Source organism: Metabacillus sp. Hm71 (assembly GCF_051842955.2).
GTDB lineage: Bacteria > Bacillota > Bacilli > Bacillales > Bacillaceae > Metabacillus.
Window position 1 is genome coordinate 1,600,459 of sequence record NZ_CM200278.1, and the last position, 24,355, is coordinate 1,624,813.

Genomic DNA, 24,355 nt, shown 5'->3' on the forward strand with positions numbered 1-24,355 from the left:
GAAATGCAAAATGCTCCGACTCCTAATGATACTATTATTGTTCTTATTATCCCTAATATCAGGTTGCGGAAGTCAAACAATCATTGATGACCGTCACCCTACAATGACATTTGAAGAAAAAGCACCTATTCAGATTGAGATTTGGCATACGTATAGTGAGGAAGAAACAAGAATCTTTGAAAACGAATTGATTCCTTTATTTGAGCAAAAATATCCAGAAATCGATGTAAAGCCTTTACGTCAATCCTACAATGAACAATTAAAGTCAGCGCTTATTTCAAGAGCTTCAGTAAATAGGAAACCGGATATCATAAGAATGGATATTACATGGGTTCCAAAATTTGCTGAACTTCAGCTTTTATATCCTGTTAGTCAATTTGCTGACTTTAAGAAAGTAAAGGAGCGCTTCTATGAAGCACCTTTAGAATCTAATTTATATGAACAAAAATATTACGGTCTTCCTTTAAATACAAATACAAAGTCAGCGATTTATAATAAACAATTACTAAAAGATGCTGGTTTATTAACCCCCCCTAAAACAATGGATGAGTTAATTCAGGTTGTTAAGGAGCACAACCTGAAGATCGGGATGACACATATTTCTTCATGGGGGAGCTTATCATATTTTTATGGGCTAGGCGGCAGGTTAACGGATCCATCCTATTCAAGAGCATCTGGTTTTCTTGATAGCAGGGAAAGCATTCAGGCTATTAAGAGACTGGTAGAATTATTTAAAAATTCATATCTTCCTCCTCAAATCGTGAGTGGTTACCCTGAAACATGGCAAAGTGTTAGAAGCGGAAACTATTTTATGATTGATGATGGGCCTTGGTTTTATAGTGTTCATTCATTGGAGGAGATTTCTTTAATAAATGAACAAACCGTTTCCGCTCCTTTCCCTAGTAATGGAGGTCCTTCATCTATCTTAGGCGGAGAAAATATCGTGATGACAAAAGGCACGAAACATCCAGAAGCAGCCTGGACCTTTATTAAATGGATGACAACTGAAACCCCGCAAAAAGCTTTATTACAAGCAGGTTTATTACCAACAAATAGACTTGTTGAGATATCATCTATCATTAAGCAATATCCTTATTATAAAAGTTATATAGACAGTATCGATCAAACATTCCTGCGCCCGCCTGTAGCAGAGTGGGATAAAATTGATGAAGTATATTATAACTATATTAGGCTGATATTTACTCAAAAGATCAGTGTAGAAGAAGGATTGAAAAAAGCTGCATCAGAAATTGATCAATTGCTAAAAGCTAAAAAGAAAGATAATGGTATATAAATGGAGTTCTGTATCAAGTTCTTTTTTAACAAAATGCCTCCTTCCAGTATTGTGGAAGGAGGCATTTTGTTTTAGGATTGCACACATCTTTCTTGACACAGGGTGTACAAAAAATAGCAGGTAGATATAGCATAAATTGGTGTTATATATTCCTGAATTGGTGTCTTTAATTAAGCGCTTTCAATAAAAGTATTCTCCTCTGTCTATGATCATTTTACAATAGATATTAAATATAATAGCTTTGCTGTTTAAGGAGGAAAAGACTTGATCAAAAATGATGTTATAACTATAGGGTTAATTGGTCTTGGAGGAATGGCTAATGCCCATCGCAGAATGATCTCTGAATTGAAACAATTAAAATTGGGTGCTCTGTGTGATGTGAATGAAGAACTCTTAACGAAAATTGGGGAAGAGGAAGGGATTAGTCAAGAAAAGCGTTTTAATAATATGGAAGCTTTGATTGCAGATCCGGATGTTGATGCTGTTATATCGATCGTGCCTAACCTTTTACACGCAAAGGCATTGGAATTATGCATTCAATATCAAAAGCCGATTATGGCAGAGAAGCCTTTTACATTAAATTTTGCTGAGGCGGAGATTTTAGCAGTGTTATATGAAAAACAGCCAATTCCATGTATGGTCGGATTTTCTTATCGTTATGTCCCATCATTTCGCTATGCGAAAAAGCTGTTAGAAGAAAATCAGATTGGAGCAATTCGCCATATTGCTGTCCGTTATTTGCAATCTTTCGGTGCACCGCTATTCGAAGCACCTTATGCCTGGCGTTTTAATAAAGCTGTTACAGGGACGGGAGCACTCGGGGATTTAGGTGCTCATATGATTGATAGTGCCAGATTCTTTGTTGGGGAATTCAAGTCTGTATCAGCACTGATGGAAACATTTGTGCACGAAAGAAAGGATCCAATCAGCGGAGAAATGATAGTAGTAGATGTGGATGACTACGCGAGCTTTCAGGCGGTGCTTGTAAATCATGTGATTGGCAATTTTATCACGACAAGAAATGCAGTTGGGTCAGGGAACCAGCACGAAGTAACATTATACGGTGATTATGGTACGATACATGTCAATTGCGAACGGCCGGATGAGATCGACATTTGCATCAGTGATGGAACAGATAACCGGCCAGTTTTTAAAACAAAAAAAGTTCCTGAAAGTTATAAGAGACAGCAACTCGAAGATTTTGCTGACCTGGTAACAAACAATCAGCAGACGGGAACGCCGACTTTCTATGACGGCTATCAAAACCAAAAAGTGCTTGAACGAATCATTCAGTCTGCAGAAAGCGGAAAAACGGTAATAGTTGATTAATATTCAGAGAGATTTATAAGGTGAAGTATTTAGCTAAAATAAATTTGAATAAATCGAACCAATTATTCTATCCTGTTTTGATAATCTTTGAACAAGTCAACAGATCATAGGAAAGGATAAATACTATGTTTCCTTATAAAATTGCATTAAATACATCAACACTAATGCCCTTTCAACTGAATGTTAAAGAGCAAATCGATATTGCCAAAAAGGCAGGTTATGAAGGAATAGAACTGTGGGTAAGTGATATTGAAGCATATATTCAAGGAGGGGGAACGGTAAAAGAATTAAAAAGCTATATAGATGATACAGGTATTTTATTGGTCAATGCCATTACCTTTTTTAAATGGTCTGACGCAGATGAAACAATAAGACAGCAAGGATTTGAACAGGCAAAACGGGAAATGCAAATGCTTGCTGATTTAGGCTGTCAAGCTGTTACAGCTCCCCCTTTCGGAAATGTGGAAGATGTATCTCTTAAAGCGATGGCACACTATTTTTCAAATTTAATAGAGCTTGCACGCGATATTGGGATTGAACCTTACTTAGAGTTTTGGGGAAAAGCTAGGAAACTATCAAAACTTTATGAAGCAATGTATATTGTCCTGAAAAGCGGGGTGAATGATGCAAAAATGTTGATAGACTCTTTTCATATGTATACCGGTGGAAGCGATTTTGATGGTTTGAAATTTCTAAACGGAGACTCTATCGGAATTGTTCACGTCAATGATTATCCATCGTTTCCTTCGAGAGAAGAAATAACAGATCAAGATCGATTGTTTCCAGGTGACGGTATCCTGCCCACAGAAAAATTTGCAAAGCTGCTTTCTCAAACTGGCTATAATGGTTTTTTATCACTTGAACTGTTTGTTCAAAATTACGGAGGAAAAAGTGCATTAGATGTTGCTTTATATGGTTTAAAGAAGGTAAAAGACTCATTTAGTTTTGAAAATTGTTGTTTTTAAAGAGATTTAGGATATATTTTCCTATCAATCAATAATAGAAACATAATATATGACACTTTTTTCTTAATGTTAGCGGTTTCGTTTTTACAATGGATATAAGAAAATACACCAAATCTAATGAAAGGAGAGTCATCTAATATTTTTTGGGTTTTTTTGACAACGCTTTCTTATATTGTTTAAATGAAGGAGGAAAGGCATGAAATTATCTAAACGCAAACTAAAGCTGCAGCTAGCTGGTTTAGTTGCCTTAAATTTGGCTTTGACATCATTGAGTGTAACACATATAACAAATGCCCAAACAATAATACAGCAGGTCAGTTCACAACAAATTTCAACAAGTAAAAAGCAGCTCCCTGATGAACCAATTCAAGCATTCTTAGTAGACAAAGCAAGATATAATCCAGATGAAAAAGTAAAAATGTCCTTTTTATTTGATACTTCAAAAGATTGGAAAGGGAAGCTAAATCTAGAGGTCTTCCAATTAAACGAAAAAATAGCTGAAGGGAAGAAAAATATACAGGTTAAAAAGAATCTGAAAGGATTGGAAATTGAGTGGACACCGCCTGCTAATGATTTTCGTGGTTATCTGGTTAAAGCCTCAATTGAGGGTTCAGATCAAGTGCTTACAGCAGCGATAGATGTTTCAAGTGATTGGACGCGTTTTCCACGCTACGGCTATACAACCGAATTTCCTCAAGAGTCAGCGTCAGAAAGTGAAAAGAAAATAAAGCAGCTAACACAGGAATACTACTTAAATGGGTTTCAATTTTATGACTGGATGTGGCGCCATGATGTATCTGTCTATTCCAAAACAGACAGCAAAGGCAATCCGATTTTAGATGAAAATGGAAATTTTATTATTGAAGAGATCAATAAAGATACTGCTTACGATGATTTATTAGGACGTAAACTTTATCCCCTAACAGTAAAACAGCAAATTAATTCAGCGCAAAAATACAACGCAGCAGCAATGGCCTATCAAATGAACTATGCGGCCAGGGAAAATTATGAAGCATTTGGTGTAAAAAAGGAATGGGGACTTTATAAGAAATCAGCAAAGTTTCCGCATCCTTCTATAGCTGATCAGGAAGGTTTTTTCTTTGATTGGGTAAATCCGCCAACAGGTTTATTTCTTCAAGACCCAGGAAATAAAGAATGGCAAAACTACATAAACAAAGAGTTTGTAAGAAGCGTTAATGAATTTGGCTTTGACGGAATGCACCTTGATCAGTGGGGCTTTCACGATAATGATTATTTATATGATTATGAAGGAAATAAACGTCATTTTTCGAAAGACTATGATTCTCTTATTAATTCTGTAAAAGCTTCATTGGAAAATAATGACAAGAACAAGAGCGTTGTAACGTTTAACATGGTTGGCGGCAATGAAGGCTATCAGGATGTTCCGGTAGAATCAACGAAAACAGATTTTGATTACAGTGAAATTTGGCAGGATAAAGACAACTACCGTGATCTCGTAAAAGTGGTGGAAGAAACCCAGGAAACAAATGGCGGAAAAGCAGTTGTTATCGCTGGTTATATGAATTATAAGCAGGCTGCAGGAGATCACTATGAAGCAGCCGATGTCAAAGGAGTTCCTAAGTCAGAGCAATTTATCTCACGGATTCAAATTGTTCCAGGCTGGGTTGGAGATTTCGGCAAAAAAGATGAGGATCAGATTATATGGACTGTTGATGTTCCTGAAGCCGGAACATATCAGGTTGATCTTAAATACGGACATGATAATGGTGAAAGTCCTGAAGGGAAATTATCGGTCAATGATCAACTTGCAGAAAGCGCTATATCCTTTAATGAAAAAACAGGCTGGGGAAATCCTATTGCTGTTAAAAATGTAACGTTAGATTTAAAAAAAGGTACAAACGAAATCAAACTGCAATTAAATACGAATAATCTTTGGTTAAACGTAGATAGTATTATCCTTAAAAATGATTTTTTTGAAAAGGAATATGAAGCAGAGGATGCAGAGCTTATTAGCTGTAAAGTAGATAAATATGGACATGTCTATCATTTTGAAACAGATGGTGATTTTATTGAATTTACGGTAAATGAAGCTGAATCAGGCACATATCCGATTAGCTTTCATTATGGTGTAGAAAGAGTGGCAGTCAATCGTCATTTGTTTGTTAATGATGAGCCCGTTAGTGATTCTATTAAATTAGAACCAACCGGGGGATGGGAGTCATTTAAAAACTCAGAAGCCATTCAAGTACCATTAAAAGCTGGTAAAAATAAAGTCATATTAAAAGTAGAAAATGTTAATGATACAGGTGCAAAGATTGATTACATGTTTGTTGGAGATACACGATACCAGGCTGAAAAAGCCATAGTCGGCTGGGAACCAACAAAGAAGCCTTTAATCGAAAAAGCAATAAATCAGATTAGCAACTTTAAACAACAGGGAGATTATCTAACATTCAAAATCGATTCAGAAAATGCAAAAGAGGTTCCGATTTCTATTTTCTATAAGAACAATGGCCAAGAAACAAAACGCAGCTTGCTAGTGAATGGGAAAAAAGCAGGAGTTGTACATCTGCCGCAAACGAGCGGAGATAATTGGAGTAAAGTTGAAACAAACATTTATCTTTATAATGGTATAAATGAGATTCAATTGAAGATGGAGGATCAAGCCGATGAAACAGGAATTGAAATAGACAAATTTGAAATAAATAAAACCTTTATAGAAGCGGAGCAAGCTGAACTCGGTTGGAGTCCTGTTATAGCAAAAACAAGCGAGGTTTCCACAGCTCCTGGAATTACGAACAATCTGGGGAATAAAGGTCAACGAGTAATTTTTACTGTAAATAACAAAAAGGAGACACGCACTCTTAGCTTTAAATATCGAACGGCAAACAATCCTAGAGTAAATATCTATGTTGATGGAGAATTGATTCCTTCAAACAACATGTATGTGGATGGAAAAACAATTTCAGAAAACGTATTCTCCAGTACACCAGGTGGCTGGGACGGAGCAATGGTTGAAAAATCAATAAAAGCAACCATACCTGCCGGAAAACATGAAGTTGTCTTTGAACTAGCATCAAGCGGTGAGTATATCAATTTAGATAGCTTACTTGTTGGTGATGAGGAATACCAGGTTGAAGAAGCTGAATTTGCACCTGAAGGTCATGGAATCTCAACAACGATTGGACATATTTACGGTTTTCAAGATGAAGGGGATTTCTTATCCTTTGATATTCATAGTCCAAAAGCAGGAACGTATGATGTAACTTGGAGATATAACAATGATAGTGCCTCAAAGCGTAATGCAAATCGTTCCGTATATGTAAATGAAGAAAAAATCGAAAATATTCTTTTCCCATCTAGTAACGGGTGGCAAGATCTTACGATGAAAGAAATTCCTTTAAAAGAAGGGAAAAACACAATCACGATTCAAGTTGAAAACATAGATGATGATGGTGTAAAGCTAGATTATTTACAAATTAAAGATAAAAGGTATCATGCTGAATCTGCGACCGCCCTTCAGCCAATGTACATCTATAAAGACACACTATTAAATTTTGGTCATGTAGGGGACGAAGTAACATTTGATGTTGATTTAAAAGAAGAAGGAGAAACAAGTTTTATTTTCACATATGCGAATGCAGGAGCAGAAACAGCAAGAACAATTTATGTAGATGGAAAACCGGTGCTAGATGAAAAAGGCAACCCTTACACCGTTGCATTTAAAAGTACGGGAAATATTGACTCATATAGTGAGGATGGCTACGTTGTTTTACCACATTTATCAGCTGGGAAACATAAAGTGACATTGAAACAGGAAAAAGGACAGAAAGGTTCCATTAATTTGCGCCGTATGACCGTTGGACTTTTCGACGAGCCTTCTGTTCGTTTAATGGATGCTGGTTTAGCTGCAATGGGAGCAACACATATTGAAATCGGTACTGCGGAAAAATATAAAGAAGGGCCAAACATGTTGGCTCATGAATATTACCCGAATCGAAGCAAAAAAATGAGCAGTTCCTTAAAAGAATCGATGAAAGATTATTATAAATTCTTTGCTGCTTATGAAAATCTTTTATTTGATAGTAAAGAAACGGATTCGATGATTAAAGTAGAAAACAAGGGACAGCCGCTTAAGGTTAGCAGAGATGGAGAAAAAAATACAATCTGGTCTATAGTCCGTGAAAATAAAAATAATAAAGGCTTTGAAGACTACGATGTCGTTCATCTTGTTAATCTACTAAATAATGACGCTAATTGGCGAAATGCAGCATTAAAACCGGATGTGTATAAGAATTTATCAGTAAGATACCCAATCGGTAAGAGTGAACATGAATTACCTAACTTAAAGGTTTATACAGCAAGTCCGGATCGTAATGAAGGAGAATTAAGTAAAATTCAATACAGATGGGAAAAAGAAGAGTTAGTAATCACTCTTCCTTGCCTGGAATATTGGGAAATGATTGTCATTGACCGGGACGGTACTGAAAATAAAAAACTGATGAAAATTAAATGAAAGTTGAATGAATGCATTGGAATGTTTACGTTCTTTTTGTAAAAAAGAGTATACGATTTTGCGTGCCACAGCTCTTGCACTATGATGATCCAATGTCTATCCTTTGTATTAGTATCAGAAGGAAAAATAAATATTTTAAACTAGAAAAAAACGCCACATGTCGATATGGTGTTTTTTTCTAGTTTAATTGTGAATGTCTAATAAACGAAAGGTTTGTTCGTTAGCTGTGTTTATTGTGTAAGTTCTTAAAATACAAACGTATTGTTTTAAAAACTATGCCTCTTTTTTCAGTGAAAGAAATTAATAAAAAATTAAGATGAATTTTTTTGTGTACTTAGTAGACAAATTGCGACAAGAAATGTATACTACACATACAGGGAAACTTAGTAGACAAGTAAACAAGGTCGAAAGTTTAGAATTTTTAAAAGTCTTAATTGAGGTGACAGAGATGAAAAACATAAGTATAGAAGAATTAAAAGAAAAAGCGATTGAAATGCGAAAAACAGCTTTAACGATGATTCACAATGCACAATCTGGTCATCCGGGAGGTTCACTCTCAGCTGCGGATCTTATGACAGCGCTATATTTTAAAGAAATGAACATTGATCCGAAAAATCCTACTTGGGAAGACCGTGACAGATTTGTCCTTTCAAAAGGTCATGTTTGCCCAATCCAATATTCTGCATTAGCCCTACTAGGTTATGTCCCATATGAAACGGTCTATACGTTAAGAGAATATGGTTCTCCATTCCAAGGGCATCCTGATATGAAAAAGTGCCCAGGTATCGATATTTCAACAGGTTCTTTAGGTCAAGGACTTTCTTGTGGTGTAGGGATGGCAATCGCAGGAAAAAGAGATAAGAAAAATTACCGTGTGTTCTCTTTACTAGGAGATGGCGAGTGCCAAGAAGGTCAAATTTGGGAAGCAGCACAAACAGCAGTTAAATACAAGCTAGATAATTTAATTGTCTTTGTTGATCATAACAGACTTCAAATCGATGGCTTCACAGATGAGGTAATGCCAGTTTTAGATTTAGAGAAAAAATTTGAAGCATTCGGTTTTGAAACAAAACGAATTGATGGACATTCCATGGAAGAAATTGTGGAAACATTAGATGAAATTAGAGAATTAAAAAATGGAAAACCAAAATGCATCATCCTTGACACGGTAAAAGGAAAAGGCGTTTCTTATATGGAAGATGTTGCCGACTGGCATGGTATTGCGCCTAATGATGAAGAGTACAAACAGGCAATCGAAGAAATCGCAGGAGGTTTAAAATAATGAGCATCTTGGAAAAAACTCTAACGAAAAAAATAGCGACAAGACAAGCCTTTGGTGATGAAATCGTAAAATTAGGTAAGGAAAATAAAAATATTTACGTCATTGATGTTGATATTGCAAAATCATGTAAAACAACTGGTTTCATTAAGGAATTACCTGATCAGCATATTAATGTCGGAATTGCTGAGCAAAATGCTGCCGGTTTAGCTGCCGGGCTTGCTACGACAGGTAAGATCCCGTTTGTAAGCACATACGCAGTATTTGGTTCGTTAAGGATGGCTGAGCAAATTAGGCAAGAGGTTTGCTACCCAAATTTGAATGTTAAAATCGCTTGTTCTCATGGGGGACTAACACCTGCTAATGATGGCGGAAGTCACCAAGCGATTGAAGATATGGGGGTATTAAGAAGTTTCCCGAATATGACGGTCATTATGGGTGCTGATTACTATTCTACTAGAAAACTAGTCGAGCAGGCTGCCAATATATATGGACCGGTATATCTGCGCTTTACTAGAGACACGGTTCCAGTCATTTACGATGAAAATGAAGAGTTCACAATTGGTAAAGCGAAACAATTAAAAGATGGAAATGATATCGCTATTATTGCAAATGGTGACACGGTTCGTCTTGCTTTAGACGCAACAAAGGAATTAGAAAGACAAGGGATTTCTGTCAAATTACTAGATATGCATACGATTAAACCAATCGATCGCGAAGCTGTCGTAGAGTGCCTCGAATTAGGCCGAATCATTACGGTTGAAGATCACAATATTTTAAACGGACTAGGAAGCGCTGTATGTGAAGTAGCTGCTGAAGAAGGCAAAGGAAAGGTTAGAAGAATAGGTGTTCAAGATCAGTTTGGACAATCTGCTCCATATGAAAAACTGTTAGAACTAAATGGCATTACTGTTGAAAATATTATTAACACTGCAAAAGAAATGCTTTAATAGCAAATTCTAATGATAAAACTATTAACTTGAGGAGAGAATAAGAACATGTTTGAATTAAATGATAGAGTAGCAATTGTTACAGGAAGCGGTTCAAAAAAAGGGATTGGACGTACAATTGCCCTAACACTTGCAAAGCAAGGAGCAGCCGTTGTCATAGCTGATTTAAATGTAGATGGAATCCAAGATACAGTAAATGCGATTCAAGAAGCTGGCGGAAAGGCGTTAGGGGTAGAGCTCAATGTAACGAACAAAGAATCAGTTGATGCGATGGTTGAAAAGGTTCTAGCAGAATATGGTCGTATTGACATTCTAGTTAATAATGCAGGAATTTCACAAAAAGTGACAGTTGAAGATATGACAATTGAAGATATCACAAAAGTCTTTAATGTTAATATGTTTGGATTATTCTTATGTACTCAAGCGGTATTAGACACAATGAAAAAACAAAAGTTTGGTAGAATTGTAAGTCTTTCCTCTGTATCTGCAAAAAGAGGAGGCGGAGTATTCGGCGGAGCACACTATTCTGCATCTAAAGCTGCTGTATTAGGATTCTCTAAAAACTTAGCTCGTGAAGTTGCAACAGATGGCATTACTGTAAACTGTGTTGCACCAGGTCTTATTAATACTGAGATTTGGAAATCACTTCCGGAAGAAGATGCGAAAAATGTTATTGCAGGAATTCCAATGGGCAGACCAGGTGAAACAGAAGAAATTGCCTCAACTATTGCTTTCTTGGCTTCAGAAGAAGCTTCTTATATTACTGGTGAGGAAATCGATATTAACGGTGGATCACATATGGATTAATAGTTGACTAATTTTTAGACAGGCATATCATATTGGTTGGTATGCCTGTTTATATAAATGATATAATTAAATGATTTGGAGAGGATTATTATGCCATTATTATATACAGCTATCGGGGTTATCTTACTACTTATCTTAATAATGGGATTTAAATTAAATACATTTTTTTCATTAATTATTGTCTCATTTGTAGTAGCCTTGTTATTAGGGATTCCAGCAGAAAATATCGTTTCATCAATTGAAAGCGGTATAGGAGGCACACTTGGTCATATAGGTCTAATTTTTGGACTTGGAGCCATGCTTGGAAAATTAATAGCAGATGCCGGAGGAGCCCATCGGATTGCAATGACCTTAATTAACAAATTTGGGGAAAAGAAGATACAGTGGGCCGTTGTGGTTGCTTCATTTATCGTAGGTATTACCTTATTTTATGAAGTAGCATTTGTTCTTTTAATTCCAATAATCTTTACAATTGCAAAAGAATTAAACATTTCTATCATCAAATTAGGTCTTCGCATGAGCGCAACTTTGCTAGCTACACATTCTTTTCTTCCACCACACCCAGGGGCAACAGCTGTTGCTTCGGAATATGGTGCAGATATTGGTAAGGTATTAATTGTTGGTATTATTATCGCCATCCCAACAGTTATTATAGCGGGTGTTTTGTATCCGAGGTTTGTTGAAAGATTTATGCCAGGTATATTTAGTACTAATAGAAAAATTGAATCAATAGGTGAACACAAGCATTTTGAATTAGAAGATACACCAGGATTTGGTATTAGCGTATTTACAGCAATATTTCCAGTAATCTTAATAACCATAGGATCAGCATTTGATATGTTACAAAAGACAGTTGGATTTTCAGATAATGGGTTTATTATCTTTATGCGTTTTATTGGAAACGCTTCAACCTCTATTGTGATTTCATTGCTATTTGCCGTTTATACGATGGGAATTGCAAGAAAAATTCCTATAAAAAAATTGATGAGTTCTTGTTCTTCAGCTATTAATGCATTAGGAATGTTACTCCTCATTATAGGTGGAGGTGGAGCTTTAAAACAGGTTCTTATTGATGGCGGTGTGGGTGATTATATTGCTAAGCTATTTGAAGATACTTCTATTTCGCCAATCTTGCTTGCGTGGACCGTTGCGGCATTGTTGCGTATTGCTTTAGGATCTGGAACGGTTGCAACTTTATCAACAGCGGGTTTAGTTATTCCGATACTTAGTCAAACACCAGATGCTAACCTAGTTCTTGTCACACTTGCTACTGGGGCAGGTAGTTGTATGGCATCACATGTAAATGATGCAGCTTTTTGGATGGTAAAAGAATACATGGGAATGAGTATGAAAGAAACGTTTGCAACCTACAGTGTCATTTCAACAATTACTTCAATAGTTGGGTTAGGATTTATTATGATCTTAGATATATTTATGTAATCTGCATAAAAGCACTCGATGATCATCGAGTGCTTTTAAACCTACCCATCACCTTAAAAAGTATATTGAATAAGCAGGGACATATTTACAACAACCTCACATAACGATTGATTTATTACATTCATGTCGGCTATTAGCCAAGTTATGAAAAAAAAGGGAATGTGGCAATTTATACGCGACCGAACCGTCACTCGTCCAGACTATAGAGATATGAACTTTAAAGAACATCAATTACTAATTAAAGCTATTGAGGATTCATAATGAAAAAGAAGCTGTAGAATTGATGACTGCTCATATGAACAATTTATATGGTAGTTATTGGAGAGCTGGCAGACCTTTTTAGTAGTGAATGGCCATTTGCAGCAGGGAAATCCACCAGATTACAGGTGGATTTTTTTGAGGAGATGGGATTATCGACTCTTTTCTCAAATTTAAAAAACTTTTTTTGTACTGCTTATTGTGCAGCTGCAATCGCTGCCACATAGTTATGGATGAGTTGTTCCTTCGCTTCCATATTCAACAAACGTTAAATCCCTCCTTTGTATTATGTACTAAATAAATTATCATTCTATCAAGCTATGATGAAAAATAATGATAAAAAAAGTAAACATCACTATTGACACCTACATACATTATAAGTAATCTATGTATATAAGTCAACTTAGTATACAAGATGACAAACGAATGCATTCTCGCTAAATAAATGAAATCGTTATCCACAACAATTATATGGGATAAGAGAAGTCCATCCTGCCTATAAAATGGTTTCGTACGAACCTGACAAGTTTTATTGTAAGAAATATTAATCAGTAGAAATATACGAATAAGGAGGGGTAGCTATGAATAAATTGGGGATTTTAACAAGTGGGGGAGATGCTCCTGGAATGAATGCGGCAATAAGAGCTGTTGTGATAGCTGCACAACAAAAGAATGTCGAAGTCTTGGGAATTAAAGGCGGATACCAAGGTTTAATAGATGGTAATATTTGCAGGTTAACTCCTTTCGAGGTAGAGAATTTAGCAGATAAAGGCGGAACGATGTTAAAAACTTCCCGATGCCTAGAATTTATGCACGAAGAAGGAAGAAAAAAAGCTGCAAACGAATTAAAGCGTTTTGGGATCAATTTTTTAGTTGTTATAGGTGGCGAAGGTTCATTTAAAGGAGCAGAAAAATTACATCATCTAGGCATTCATGTTATAGCCATTCCTGGAACAATCGATAATGATTTTACTTATACAGATTATTCAATAGGTTTTGATACGGCTTTAAATACGATCTTGAATGCAATTGGTAAAATTAAAGACACAAATTTTTCGCATGATAAAACGACTATCGTTGAAGTAATGGGACGAAATTGTGGTGATTTAGCTATTTATACCGCACTTGCTGGTGAAGGGGAAATTATCTCAACACCAGAAAGAAAACTGGATTTTGATACGATTTGCTCACAATTAAGTTTAAGAATAGAGACTGGGAAGCATGATAACGTAATCATCATTACGGAAAATATGCATGATATACAAAAACTTCAGAAGTTTATTGAGGAAAAGTTAAAGATTAGTGTAAGAACCTCTGTATTAGGTTTCATACAAAGAGGAGGACGTCCCTCAGCGTTTGACAGGGTATTAGCAAGTAAGATGGGAGTAAAAGCAGTAGAACTGTTAATAGATGGATATTCTGGCCTTGCTGTTGGAATTAAAGAAAATAAAATAATGACTGTTGAGCTTGAAAATGTAAACAATACAATGCCAGACAATAAAGATAATAATAGATTGCTAGAAACATTTTGCACTTTTTCAACAAAAGCTAATCTTAATTAGGATATCTCTATTTGTTATTAAATTGTTATATAGAATCTCTGATTAGGAAACAAGAAGGGTTTTCCTATTTTAAGGTTCCTAAGAAGAGCGACTAACTATTATATATGAGGGGTGAAAGTAATGAAAGTAGCAATTGCATCAGATCATGGGGGCATAACGATACGGAAGGAAATCATCTCTTTAATGGAAGAGTTGAATATTGAGTATGTCGATTTTGGATGTGAATGCAGTACATCTGTTGACTATCCAGATTATGCGATTCCGGTAGCTGAAAAAGTTGCAAACGGTGAAGTTGATCGAGGGATTTTAATTTGTGGAACAGGTATTGGGATGAGTATTGCCGCAAATAAGGTATTGGGAATTCGGTGTGCTCTCGTACATGATGTTTTCAGCGCGAAAGCAACAAGGGAGCATAACGATTCAAATATATTAGCAATGGGAGAGCGTGTCATAGGACCGGGATTAGCTCGGGAAATTGCTAAAATATGGCTGACAACACCTTTTCAAGGGGGCAGACACGAAACCCGTATTAATAAAATAAAGGTATTTGAAGAAAAAGATTTATATTTATAGTTTTAAATCACCTACTATGTTTCATGGAGTTTTACAGCTGATCAGCTTGCTATAGGATTGTTTTCTAATTAGAGTAGTCAGTATCCAAAAAATGCCGAAGCAAAATAGAATCCCGCTTCGGCATAGATGTTGTAGTGAATTATTTTACAAGCCAGCTGCTCATATACTTCTCGTCTTCTAGAGCATGAGCATCCTTTACGATATAAAGAGGGCGGAATGTATCAACCATGACTGCCAGTTCCTGGGTTTCTTTTTTGCCAATACTTGCTTCAATTTTCCCTGGATGCGGCCCATGCGGGAGTCCGCTCGGATGAAGGGTGATGGATCCTTGTTCAATGCCGCGGCGGCTCATAAAGTCACCGTCCACATAATAGAGAACCTCATCACTATCCACATTGCTATGTACATAAGGTGCAGGGATAGCTTCGGGATGATAGTCGTACAAACGCGGCACAAAGGAACATATTACATAATTATGCGCCTCAAACGTTTGGTGTACTGGAGGTGGCTGATGAACACGTCCAGTGATCGGTTCAAAGTCATGGATACTGAATGCGTAAGGATAGAGATAACCATCCCATCCCACAACGTCGAGCGGATGGAAATCATAGGTATAGGAAGTGATCATTCCTTGTGCACGTACTCGAATTTCAAATTCGCCTTTTTCATTTTTCGGCTCTAATTTTTCTGGTGTTCTGATATCACGCTCACAAAAAGGGGAATGCTCAAGAAGTTGGCCAAATTCATTCCTGTAGCGTTTTGGTGTTAGAATGGACGAATTCGATTCAACAATAAAAAAGCGGGCTTCTTCTGATTCCAAAACGACGCGATAAGTTGTTCCGATTGGAATAACGAGGTAGTCACCTGGCCGAAAACTTAATTCGCCAAAAATACTTTCAATTTTGCCCGTTCCTTCATGTACAAATATCAATTCATCACCTTCACCATTACGGTAAAAATAATCCATCTGTTGATTGGGTCGTGCGACTCCTAACGCCACATCATCGTTTGCCATGAAAATTTTCCGTGCTTCAAGAAAGTCACCACCCGCTTCCGTGTTCCATGACCGAAAATGCCGGTGTCTCAGAGCTCCTTTTTCCTCATATTCATACCGTATATCACGAATTTTTTCAGCTTTCTTTACTTGTGTTGGCTGATTGATGTGGTAAATAAGCGATTGAATACTAGAGAACCCTTTTGTGCCCATCAATTGCTCATAATAGAGACTTCCGTCTTCTTGACGAAATTGAGTATGACGTTTATGGGGAATGCGTCCCATTTTAATGTAATGTGTCATCATTAAAAACTCCTTCCATTAACCTTTTTATTAAAACGGTTAAATTTCCATTTTTTCGGCGTCTAATATGTCAGTGATTGAAACGGCTGGTAATACTTTGCCGCTTACTTCACCAAAGCCTATTCGATATCCGTCTCCTTGACACCAGCCGTTGATGGTTATTGTGTCTCCATCTTCGACCCAGCAGCGTTCTCCTCCGCCATTAAGCCGAAGCGGTTGTGCACCGCGCCAGGTCAGTTCAAGCAGGCTTCCACGTTCTGCACGATCCGGCCCGCTGATTGTTCCGGAAGCATGCATGTCACCAGGTCGCATGTTACACCCTGTAATGGTATGATGAGCTACCTGCTGGGCAATTGACCAATACATATAGTTAAAGTTGGTCTTGGTAATTTTCGTTGCTTCCTCTTGATTTTCTGGGGTCAAATAAACCTCAAGGTTAATATTAAAGGCGCCATCTTTCGTTTGCTGCAGGTAAGGCAACGGTTTCGGTTCCTGCTTCGGTCCTGCTACGCGGAACGGCTCTAGTGCTTCTAACGGCACAACCCAAGGGGAGATGGAAGTAGCAAAATTTTTAGCTAGGAATGGGCCAAGCGGCTGGTACTCCCATGCCTGTATATCACGCGCACTCCAGTCATTTACAAGAACAAGGCCAAAAACATGGTCTTCAGCTTTATTAACCGGAATGGGTTCTCCAAGATTGTTGCCAGGTCCTATAAACCAGCCCATTTCAAGTTCAAAATCAAGTTGGATAGATGGTCCGAAAACCGGATATTCTGAATCCTGAGGTTTTCGCTGTCCTAAAGGGCGTCTTACGGGCGTCCCGCTTGGAACGATAGAACTGGCCCGTCCATGATAGCCAACCGGCAGATGTGTCCAGTTTGGCATCAGTGCCTGATCTTTTCCTCTAAACATCGTACCTACATTGGTGGCGTGCTCCTTGGAGGCATAGAAATCTGTATAGTCCCCAATCTCAGCCGGTAGAAGCATTTGCACATCAGCCATTAAGTGAAATGCTTTTGTGCGCAGTTCTTCATTATCACGTAAATCGGGCGTGTCTGCATTCAAAAGGTATTGAAGCTTCGAACGAACAGCTGCCCAGACAGGACGGCCAAGGGCCATAAATGAATTGAGGGAAGAATCGGAAAAAATTTCTTTCCTTTCTGCTCCTGTGCCGTCAAATAATCCTGCTTCGTCGATCACAGATAAATCAAGAACATAATTACCAATGGCTGTACCGACACGCGGGGAATGGCCTCTTTTTTGAAAAATGCCGTATGGTAAGTTTTGAATAGGAAAATGCGAATCTGGTTTTGTTTTGATAAACGAATGGTTCACCGTACTCCCTCCCCATAAAAAATCGCAAGCTCTCCTAGTTCTTCCCGCGGCTCATCAAAGCTGCAGCTCCCATATGAAGCTGCAAAAAAATTGCGGGCATGATTGATCTCAGAAGAACTGACGGTCAAGTTACGCCAGGAAAGTGTGTCTGTTGTAAATGAAAAGTTGGTGCTGTTCTCATCAAGCAGTATCGCTTGGATGGTTGCTTTATTAACTGAACGGCAGTATGCCATGATCGAAGCAGTGAAAACATTAACGAAACCATGCATAAATGTTTCAACTTCTTTTCGGTATTGGCGGATTGGATGATGAAGGCCGGCTGTGAATTTAAGGGCCAGTCCTCGCTGTTTGGTTTCATGGATAACAAATGCTGCTTGTTTCGCAGAAGGAAACATGTTTGAAGTGATGCCACCCATACGATATTTAATACCGAAACTCCTTGATGATATTTTATTGATCTTCTGAATCAAATCTAACTTAGCTAGTAGCTGCTCATTCGTTCCTGTTATTTCACAAAAAATCCGGTAACCTGCAATCTGTTTATCAAGTTCCTCTAAACACGCTAAATCAACCTGTGAGGGAAGCGGGACTTCAATGGCTTCTATACAACCTGCATTTTTGTAGGTTTCCCAAAAGTGTTGTAAAGTCATTAATTCCGGTTCAAACTTCCCAGAGTTGTTAAGGATAACAGATAATCGAAGCGGATACTGATCATTAAATTGCTCCCTAAAAGGTTCCAGTTCACCCAATCGGGAAGCGGGGAGAACAAATGGGCCAAGCATCCAGCTATTCGGTCCATGGATATACGAATGATAATTTTTTATTGCTTCCGTAAGGGAAAGGGCAGCTGGCGGAAACAGTCCAGCATAATCAATAAGTTCTGTCATGAAATGACTGACCGCATCCTCTTTCCACTTTACATTGACTTTTGTTAGCAATCGTCTTACACCTCCTGTTAAAAGCGGTCATACCGGATATCAACTCGGTATGACCGGTTTAAAAATTAAATGTTTCCACGGAGTGCTTGTTCACGTTCAATCGATTCAAATAATGCTTTGAAATTTCCGTCACCGAAACCTAGCGCACCTTTACGCTGAATAATTTCGATAAACAAGGTTGGGCGGTCCACAAGCGGTTTTGTAAAGATTTGGAGCAAATACCCTTCATCATCACGATCAACTAGAATATTAAGTTCTTGAAGGCGTTTTACATCTTCATCGATTTCTCCCACACGATTGGCGAGATCTTCATAATAAGTATCAGGGGTAGTCAGGAATTCCACACCATTTGCTCTTAATGCAGCCACGGTGCCAATAATATCGTTTGTCAACAGGGCAAGATGCTGAACGCCCGGACCATTATAGTAATCTAGGTATTCTTGAATCTGAGATTTCCGCTTTCCTTCAGCTGGCTCGTTAATAGGAAACTTTATGCGACCTGTACCATTCATCATCACTTTGGACATTAGTGCAGAGTATTCGGTCGAAATATCTTCATCATCAAAATGTTTAAGTACAGTAAAACCAAATACTTTCTCATAATAACTCGTCCATTCATCCATTACTTCTACATTACCAACAAGGTGGTCAACACCGATTAAGCCTGTAGGCTTGGCAGATAAGATATCATCACGAGCTTCAAACCCCGGCATAAATACGCCTTTATAATCAAGTGGTTCAACAAGCGTGTGAATCGTATCGCCGTAAGTGCCGAGAATGGCTTTTCTTACTTTGCCGTTTTCATCCTCTTCAATCCATGGCTTCCGGATAGGGATGCCTCCTCTTTCAACGGCACCTGCATATGTTTTTTCTAAATCTTTTACGAGTAGGGCAATATCTTTTACTCCTTCGCCATGAGTCTTAATAAATGCAGCAATGTCAGTACTATCTAATAATGAGCCAGTTAAAATTAAACGGATGGTCCCCTGTTCCATTACATAGGAGACACGGTCACGTGAACCAGTTTCCAGCCCTTTATAAGCCACAAGCTTAAAACCAAATGCTTTAGCGTAAAAATAAGCAGCCTGCTTAGCATTTCCCGTATAAATCTCAACGTAATGTACATTTTTGACTGGAAAAACTTCCTCTTTTTTTGCTTTAGGTGTTTGACCCATTTTTTCTACCATTTTCACCGCTCCTTATCATTCTTTATGTAGACAGAATATTCTAAATAAACTGTCTGTAATGTAGCCATCATATGACAGAAAAATGTATCTCGCAAACCTAGGTTTTAACGCGTTTTTTCTACAGTGCTTTCATGCTTTATTATATTAAAACTAGGTTGCGTCTAGGTGTGCTCTTGCTTGCTTTTTATCGATCAACTTAAAATGTTGCCAATAAATTTAAGGAGTGGTAAACATGAATATTCGCGTGAAATTCTGTCCTTGTAATTTCGAAGATGAGCTGGAAGCTATTAAAGAAAGGCTAAGAGAGCGCGGTGATATAGAAGTGATTGAAGAAAGATGCCTGCTGTATTGCGGGCAATGTTTAATGGAACCATTTGCACTTGTCAATGGTGAAAATATTGTCACAGACGAGCCAGAGGAACTTTATGAAAAAATTGATCAATATATAACTGGGATCAAACAGGAAGATGCATAATAAAGGCAAAGGGAATAATCGTCTGCAAACCTTTAGAATAGGTCAATATATGGTAAAATGTTTGAAAAGCACTACGCTAAAATTAGTAAGATATTCTCTTATTCTAAAGGAGTATATAATGACGGCATTGATTGGAAAAAAGTTTGAAAATGGTGTTTTAATCATGGCTGATAGAAGAATTACCTATAGGGGAACGAATGTCTTTAAAGATCATGAGAAAAAAATAATGGCTTTGAATCATAATGCCATTTTTGCCTTTGCTGGTGTCAAAAATATTATTATTGAGCCGATTGAAGAAATTAAAGCATTCTCCTTACAAACTAATTCACTTGAAGAAATTGAAGCCTATTCTCAAAAATTATTTAGAGCTTCTTTGGAATTCTTCAAACATTCCTATCCTGGACACGATTATGCAACGGTTTATTTGCTAGCTGGATTTGCAGCTGATGGTACGTCCCGTGTTACTTATTTCTCTTCTGATGATCATTTTCAAAAAGGTCATCCCCTTGAATTCTTTTATAAAACATTTCCGAACACGGAAATGGTCTATCTGCAAAGATACTTGGTAAATGAAATTGATGTGTCAAAGAAAAATATAGATTATTATATTCGCAAGTTTTCTTCAGCAATCCGCCAGATAAACAATCAAAAAGTTAGCAAGAACGCGTATTCAATCTATTTATCCAAAGAAGGTTTATTTGAGACTGAAATTGATGAAAACGGGAGATTTAAAATAATTCAACTAGAGATGAAAGAGCATAAGCCTCGCTGAACTGATGCCAGGTTCATGTTCTTCCATGCTTTTACCTTTTACGTTAATGCGGTGAAGAATAACTGACTTACAGAAAAAACGCGTTGATGTAAAGGGTTGCAGTTAAAAAAACTCGGTTATAAGATTTAAAAAAATCGAAAAATGATTTTTTTGCTACATCAAATTTTTAAAACTGCAAAAAGGGGGATTTAGGGCTAAAATATAAAAAGGAGATGAAAAATGGCATGACCCTCTAGTCATAGGCACCAAGTTGTTATAAGATAAATATTATATTATTTTTAGTATACATTATTAGAAAATTATGACAAATTGGTGGGCTCAAATTGAATTCAAAAATCGATCAATCTAAAACTCTTCAAGATCAGGTATATGAATATTTACACGAAAAAATTGTAAGCGGAAACATTAATCCTGGTCAACGTATCGTAGAAAAGCAAATTTCCCAGGAAACAGGGGTTAGCAGAAGTCCGATCCGCGAGGCTATTCGAAGGTTGAATAGTGATGGTTTAGTTTCTGTCAGTCCGAGGGGTGGAGTAAGAGTGTATCGCCCAACTTTTTCAGATTTTAACTATCTATACGAATGCCGCTTGAGTCTTGAACCAACTGCTGCTTATTATGCTGCTTTACGCTTGGATGAAAAGCGTCGTGTCCACATGTCAAATGTAGTTGATGAAATGAACCTGATGGTTAGGAAGAAAGATATTGAAAAATTAAAAACCTTAAGTACCCAGTTTCACTTCCTAATTGTAAAAGGCAGTGGTAATCCTTACTTATTAAAAATGATGAATCAGTTGTATTCGTTAATTTCATTCTACCGTAATGCAGTATTAAATATACCAATGCGATTAGAAGAGGGTGCTGAGGAACATCAAGCGATCTGGCAGGCTATACAATCCCGGGATGGGAAAGCGGCAGAGGAGTTAATGAAAACACATATTCAACGTGATTTCCAATTTTATCATTCTATGCATTCTGGTGTAACGGATAAGAGGGAAGACCTGAGTGAATAGAAAAGGAATCTAAAAATTTTGTAAAGGAGTGCGAACGAATTTGATCTTTCCTAAAAGAATGAAAGTAAGAGATGTCACATTGAGAGATGGTTTGCAAAATGAACCAGTTTTTGTCGAGACTGACCAAAAGATCAATAAGATTGAACAATTAATTGCGGCAGGTTTTGAACGCTTGGAAGTAACTTCTTTTGTTCATCCAAAGTGGGTTCCAGCAATGAAGGATGCAGATGAATTATCTCAAAAATTACCGATGGATCATGGAGTGGAGTATGAAGCTTTAGTCCCTAACCAACGGGGATTAAGTAGATTCCTAGATTCAAAGATTCATACCGCCCTTTTCTTCCTTTCTGCTAGCACAAAACATAACCAAGCAAATTTAAACAAAAGTACAGATGAATCTTTATTAGAAATAAAAGATTTAATTGAAGAAACAAATAAAAGAGGCAGAAGGACAATTGGTGCGATTGCGACCGCTTTTGTCTGTCCATTTTCTGGAGTGGTCCCTTATTCAGAAGTAGAAAGGATAGCAGAGTTTCTTGTTAACAATGGAGCTAATGAGCTGGGCCTTGGAGATACAATCGGGAAGGCAACTCCAAAACAAGTATATGAATATTGCAGCCGTTTAGCAGAGAAATTTCCTAACATCCCGATTGGTTTGCATCTTCATGACACATATGGATATGGGCTGGCAAATGTTATGGCCGGAATACAGGCTGGCGTTTATTTAATAGATTTAGCTCAAGCTGGTTTGGGAGGGTGTCCATATGCACCTGGGTCTCCTGGAAACATTCAGGCAAGCCGTGTTGTGGAATTTTTGGAAAAACAAAATATAAAAACCGGTTTGAACTTAGAGATGCTAAAGAAATTTGATGGTACATTCCCTCAATTATTAAGTGATGGTCAAGTTGTAACAAAAACAGTATAAAAGTAATGAAGATTAAGGATAGGATTTTTTTCTTCTGTTGATTTTTGTATACATTATCTGAATATTCAGTTTACCTGTTTTGCAAAAAGTTTTGAAATCAGATAAACAAATAATGAAACAAAGGTGGGAGTCTGATGAGAAAACCATTAGATGGTATTAAAGTATTAGAATTAGGAAATTTTGTAGCAGCTCCTTTCGCAGGAAAGATTTTTGGAGAATTTGGTGCCGAAGTGATTAAGGTAGAAGATCCAAGAAGCGGCGATTCTTTACGCAATTGGCGTGTTATGCATAAGGGAACTTCACTATGGTGGTATGTGCACGCAAGAAACAAAAAATCGATTACATTGAACCTCCGTGAAAAAGAAGGTCAGGATATGGTGCGGGAATTAGCAAAAGAAGCCGATGTTGTGATTGAAAATTTTCGGCCTGGAAGATTAGAGAGTTGGGGGCTCGGTTATGAAGATTTGAAAAAGATAAACCCAAGTATCATTATGACTCGTATATCCGGATATGGACAAACAGGTCCTTACAGAGACAAGGTTGGTTTTGGTAGTGTTGCTGAGTCAATGGGGGGACTTAGATATTTGACTGGTTTTCCTGACCGGCCACCAGTCCGTGTCGGATTAGCTGTTGGTGATTCTATCGCAGGTCTTTATGCCGTAAATGGGACGTTATTAGCATTAAGAGCAAGAGATATGGATCCTTTAAAAAGAGGCCAGTACGTAGACGTTGCTCTCACGGAGTCAGTTTTTTCCCTGCTGGAAGGTGTTCTTCCGGAATATGACATGAAGGGGATTGTAAGAGAGAGAACAGGAGCGACTTTAGAGGGAATTGCTCCATCTAATACGTATCAATGTTCGGACGGCAAATATATTGTCATTGCTGCGAATAGTGATAGCATTTTTAAAAGGTTTGCACTTGCGATGGGACGTCCTGATTTTGCAAATGATCCTGTGTATTCAAATAACCAGGGAAGAGCCGAGCATGCAGAATACCTTGATCAGGTCATTGAGGAGTGGACTAAGAGATATACACAGAAGGAGGTACAGAGAATTCTCGATGAAGCTGGTGTGCCAGCAGGTCCTATCTACAGCATTGAGGATATCGTTAACGATGAACAGTTTCAAGCAAGAGATATGCTTAAACCTGTTACTTTACCGGATGGAGAACAAGTACTGGTGCCAGGCATTGTCCCAAAACTTTCTGAAACACCTGGAAGCATTGAATGGATTGGTCCTGAGCTTGGACAACATAACGAAGAAGTCATTGGTGAAAAACTAAGTAAGCTAAAATAGCTCGTTCAGAGTAAGAGTTTAATAGATTTCATCGCTTCTCAATTTTTACAATCCAAAGACCATTTATAGCCAAACAATGGACAAATAATCGACCTTTCTCTTCTACATAACAGAAGCGATCAATGTCAGGGTACCATTGATTTTGTACCCTCGGCATCCATAACAA

General features: G+C 37.5%; 19 protein-coding genes and 1 pseudogene. 16 read left to right on the plus strand and 4 right to left on the minus strand.

Annotated elements, in window-relative coordinates; translation table 11 throughout:
• Nucleotides 1-10: 10 nt before the first annotated feature.
• From ACSVDH_RS07725 to rpiB, 11 genes and pseudogenes are all read left to right on the plus strand, one after another.
• Nucleotides 11-1,294: an extracellular solute-binding protein gene (locus ACSVDH_RS07725; protein ID WP_439252170.1), complete on the plus strand. Its 1,284-nt coding sequence runs from the start codon at nt 11-13 to the stop codon at nt 1,292-1,294.
• A gap of 264 nt (nt 1,295-1,558) precedes the next feature.
• The gene (locus ACSVDH_RS07730; protein WP_439252171.1) at nt 1,559-2,623 is read left to right on the plus strand and encodes a Gfo/Idh/MocA family protein; all 1,065 of its coding nucleotides are present in this window, start codon (nt 1,559-1,561) and stop codon (nt 2,621-2,623) included.
• A gap of 125 nt (nt 2,624-2,748) precedes the next feature.
• Nucleotides 2,749-3,588 (plus strand): sugar phosphate isomerase/epimerase family protein, encoded by an 840-nt coding sequence (locus tag ACSVDH_RS07735; protein WP_439252172.1) that lies wholly within the window; start codon nt 2,749-2,751, stop codon nt 3,586-3,588.
• 196 nt (nt 3,589-3,784) lie between these two features.
• Nucleotides 3,785-8,086: a glycoside hydrolase family 66 protein gene (locus tag ACSVDH_RS07740; RefSeq protein ID WP_439252173.1), complete on the plus strand. Its 4,302-nt coding sequence runs from the start codon at nt 3,785-3,787 to the stop codon at nt 8,084-8,086.
• 448 nt (nt 8,087-8,534) lie between these two features.
• On the plus strand, nt 8,535-9,368 hold the full coding sequence (locus ACSVDH_RS07745) for a transketolase (protein WP_439252174.1): 834 nt from the start codon (nt 8,535-8,537) through the stop codon (nt 9,366-9,368).
• The gene (locus tag ACSVDH_RS07750) at nt 9,368-10,315 is read left to right on the plus strand and encodes a transketolase family protein (protein WP_439252175.1); all 948 of its coding nucleotides are present in this window, start codon (nt 9,368-9,370) and stop codon (nt 10,313-10,315) included. Before ACSVDH_RS07745 ends, ACSVDH_RS07750 begins: the two co-directional genes overlap by 1 nt.
• 48 nt (nt 10,316-10,363) lie before the next feature.
• Nucleotides 10,364-11,122, plus strand: a complete 759-nt coding sequence (locus ACSVDH_RS07755; protein ID WP_439252176.1) for an SDR family NAD(P)-dependent oxidoreductase — start codon at nt 10,364-10,366, stop codon at nt 11,120-11,122.
• A gap of 90 nt (nt 11,123-11,212) precedes the next feature.
• On the plus strand, nt 11,213-12,562 hold the full coding sequence (locus ACSVDH_RS07760; RefSeq protein WP_439252177.1) for a gluconate:H+ symporter: 1,350 nt from the start codon (nt 11,213-11,215) through the stop codon (nt 12,560-12,562).
• Between the two features lie 96 nt (nt 12,563-12,658).
• Nucleotides 12,659-12,905: pseudogene (locus ACSVDH_RS07765) on the plus strand (FCD domain-containing protein); the annotation flags it as partial.
• A gap of 496 nt (nt 12,906-13,401) precedes the next feature.
• Nucleotides 13,402-14,382: a 6-phosphofructokinase gene (gene pfkA, locus ACSVDH_RS07770; protein ID WP_439252178.1), complete on the plus strand. Its 981-nt coding sequence runs from the start codon at nt 13,402-13,404 to the stop codon at nt 14,380-14,382.
• Between the two features lie 120 nt (nt 14,383-14,502).
• A complete protein-coding gene (gene rpiB / locus ACSVDH_RS07775; RefSeq protein ID WP_439252179.1) occupies nt 14,503-14,955 on the plus strand; it encodes a ribose 5-phosphate isomerase B in 453 nt (150 codons plus the stop codon).
• Nucleotides 14,956-15,094: 139 nt separating this feature from the next.
• Here the strand turns inward: rpiB and ACSVDH_RS07780 are convergent, their stop codons facing one another.
• The 4 genes from ACSVDH_RS07780 to hppD form a co-directional block, all read right to left on the minus strand.
• The gene (locus ACSVDH_RS07780) at nt 15,095-16,252 is read right to left on the minus strand and encodes a homogentisate 1,2-dioxygenase (RefSeq protein ID WP_439252180.1); all 1,158 of its coding nucleotides are present in this window, start codon (nt 16,250-16,252) and stop codon (nt 15,095-15,097) included.
• Nucleotides 16,253-16,291: 39 nt separating this feature from the next.
• Nucleotides 16,292-17,587 carry a fumarylacetoacetase gene (gene fahA, locus ACSVDH_RS07785; protein ID WP_439252181.1) on the minus strand — a complete coding sequence of 432 codons (1,296 nt, stop codon included), beginning with the start codon at nt 17,585-17,587 and terminating at the stop codon, nt 16,292-16,294.
• Nucleotides 17,584-18,525 (minus strand): hypothetical protein, encoded by a 942-nt coding sequence (locus ACSVDH_RS07790; RefSeq protein ID WP_439252182.1) that lies wholly within the window; start codon nt 18,523-18,525, stop codon nt 17,584-17,586. Before ACSVDH_RS07790 ends, fahA begins: the two co-directional genes overlap by 4 nt.
• Nucleotides 18,526-18,590: 65 nt before the next feature.
• Nucleotides 18,591-19,712 (minus strand): 4-hydroxyphenylpyruvate dioxygenase, encoded by a 1,122-nt coding sequence (hppD, locus tag ACSVDH_RS07795; protein ID WP_439252183.1) that lies wholly within the window; start codon nt 19,710-19,712, stop codon nt 18,591-18,593.
• A gap of 232 nt (nt 19,713-19,944) precedes the next feature.
• Here hppD and ACSVDH_RS07800 point away from each other — a divergent pair, with 232 nt between their 5' ends.
• From ACSVDH_RS07800 to ACSVDH_RS07820, 5 genes are all read left to right on the plus strand, one after another.
• A complete protein-coding gene (locus ACSVDH_RS07800) occupies nt 19,945-20,187 on the plus strand; it encodes a DUF1450 domain-containing protein (RefSeq protein ID WP_439252184.1) in 243 nt (80 codons plus the stop codon).
• Nucleotides 20,188-20,305: 118 nt separating this feature from the next.
• The gene (locus ACSVDH_RS07805; protein WP_439252185.1) at nt 20,306-20,959 is read left to right on the plus strand and encodes a hypothetical protein; all 654 of its coding nucleotides are present in this window, start codon (nt 20,306-20,308) and stop codon (nt 20,957-20,959) included.
• A 323-nt stretch (nt 20,960-21,282) separates the two neighbouring features.
• Nucleotides 21,283-21,969: a GntR family transcriptional regulator gene (locus ACSVDH_RS07810; protein WP_439252186.1), complete on the plus strand. Its 687-nt coding sequence runs from the start codon at nt 21,283-21,285 to the stop codon at nt 21,967-21,969.
• Nucleotides 21,970-22,009: 40 nt separating this feature from the next.
• Nucleotides 22,010-22,894 carry a hydroxymethylglutaryl-CoA lyase gene (locus ACSVDH_RS07815; RefSeq protein ID WP_439252187.1) on the plus strand — a complete coding sequence of 295 codons (885 nt, stop codon included), beginning with the start codon at nt 22,010-22,012 and terminating at the stop codon, nt 22,892-22,894.
• 134 nt (nt 22,895-23,028) lie between these two features.
• Entirely contained in the window at nt 23,029-24,189 is a 1,161-nt protein-coding gene (locus ACSVDH_RS07820; RefSeq protein ID WP_439252188.1) for a CaiB/BaiF CoA transferase family protein, read from the plus strand.
• The last annotated feature ends 166 nt before the right edge of the window (nt 24,190-24,355 follow it).

What these genes read in the sequence shown, in the direction of transcription:
- ACSVDH_RS07725 (WP_439252170.1), top strand. Translation starts at nt 11, where the DNA reads ATGCTCCGACTCCTAATGATACTATTATTGTTCTTATTATCCCTAATA.
- ACSVDH_RS07735 (WP_439252172.1), top strand. Translation starts at nt 2,749, where the DNA reads ATGTTTCCTTATAAAATTGCATTAAATACATCAACACTAATGCCCTTT.
- ACSVDH_RS07740 (WP_439252173.1), top strand. Translation starts at nt 3,785, where the DNA reads ATGAAATTATCTAAACGCAAACTAAAGCTGCAGCTAGCTGGTTTAGTT.
- ACSVDH_RS07745 (WP_439252174.1), top strand. Translation starts at nt 8,535, where the DNA reads ATGAAAAACATAAGTATAGAAGAATTAAAAGAAAAAGCGATTGAAATG.
- ACSVDH_RS07750 (WP_439252175.1), top strand. Translation starts at nt 9,368, where the DNA reads ATGAGCATCTTGGAAAAAACTCTAACGAAAAAAATAGCGACAAGACAA.
- ACSVDH_RS07755 (WP_439252176.1), top strand. Translation starts at nt 10,364, where the DNA reads ATGTTTGAATTAAATGATAGAGTAGCAATTGTTACAGGAAGCGGTTCA.
- ACSVDH_RS07760 (WP_439252177.1), top strand. Translation starts at nt 11,213, where the DNA reads ATGCCATTATTATATACAGCTATCGGGGTTATCTTACTACTTATCTTA.
- pfkA (WP_439252178.1), top strand. Translation starts at nt 13,402, where the DNA reads ATGAATAAATTGGGGATTTTAACAAGTGGGGGAGATGCTCCTGGAATG.
- rpiB (WP_439252179.1), top strand. Translation starts at nt 14,503, where the DNA reads ATGAAAGTAGCAATTGCATCAGATCATGGGGGCATAACGATACGGAAG.
- ACSVDH_RS07780 (WP_439252180.1), bottom strand. Translation starts at nt 16,252, where the DNA reads ATGACACATTACATTAAAATGGGACGCATTCCCCATAAACGTCATACT.
- hppD (WP_439252183.1), bottom strand. Translation starts at nt 19,712, where the DNA reads ATGGTAGAAAAAATGGGTCAAACACCTAAAGCAAAAAAAGAGGAAGTT.
- ACSVDH_RS07800 (WP_439252184.1), top strand. Translation starts at nt 19,945, where the DNA reads ATGAATATTCGCGTGAAATTCTGTCCTTGTAATTTCGAAGATGAGCTG.
- ACSVDH_RS07805 (WP_439252185.1), top strand. Translation starts at nt 20,306, where the DNA reads ATGACGGCATTGATTGGAAAAAAGTTTGAAAATGGTGTTTTAATCATG.
- ACSVDH_RS07820 (WP_439252188.1), top strand. Translation starts at nt 23,029, where the DNA reads ATGAGAAAACCATTAGATGGTATTAAAGTATTAGAATTAGGAAATTTT.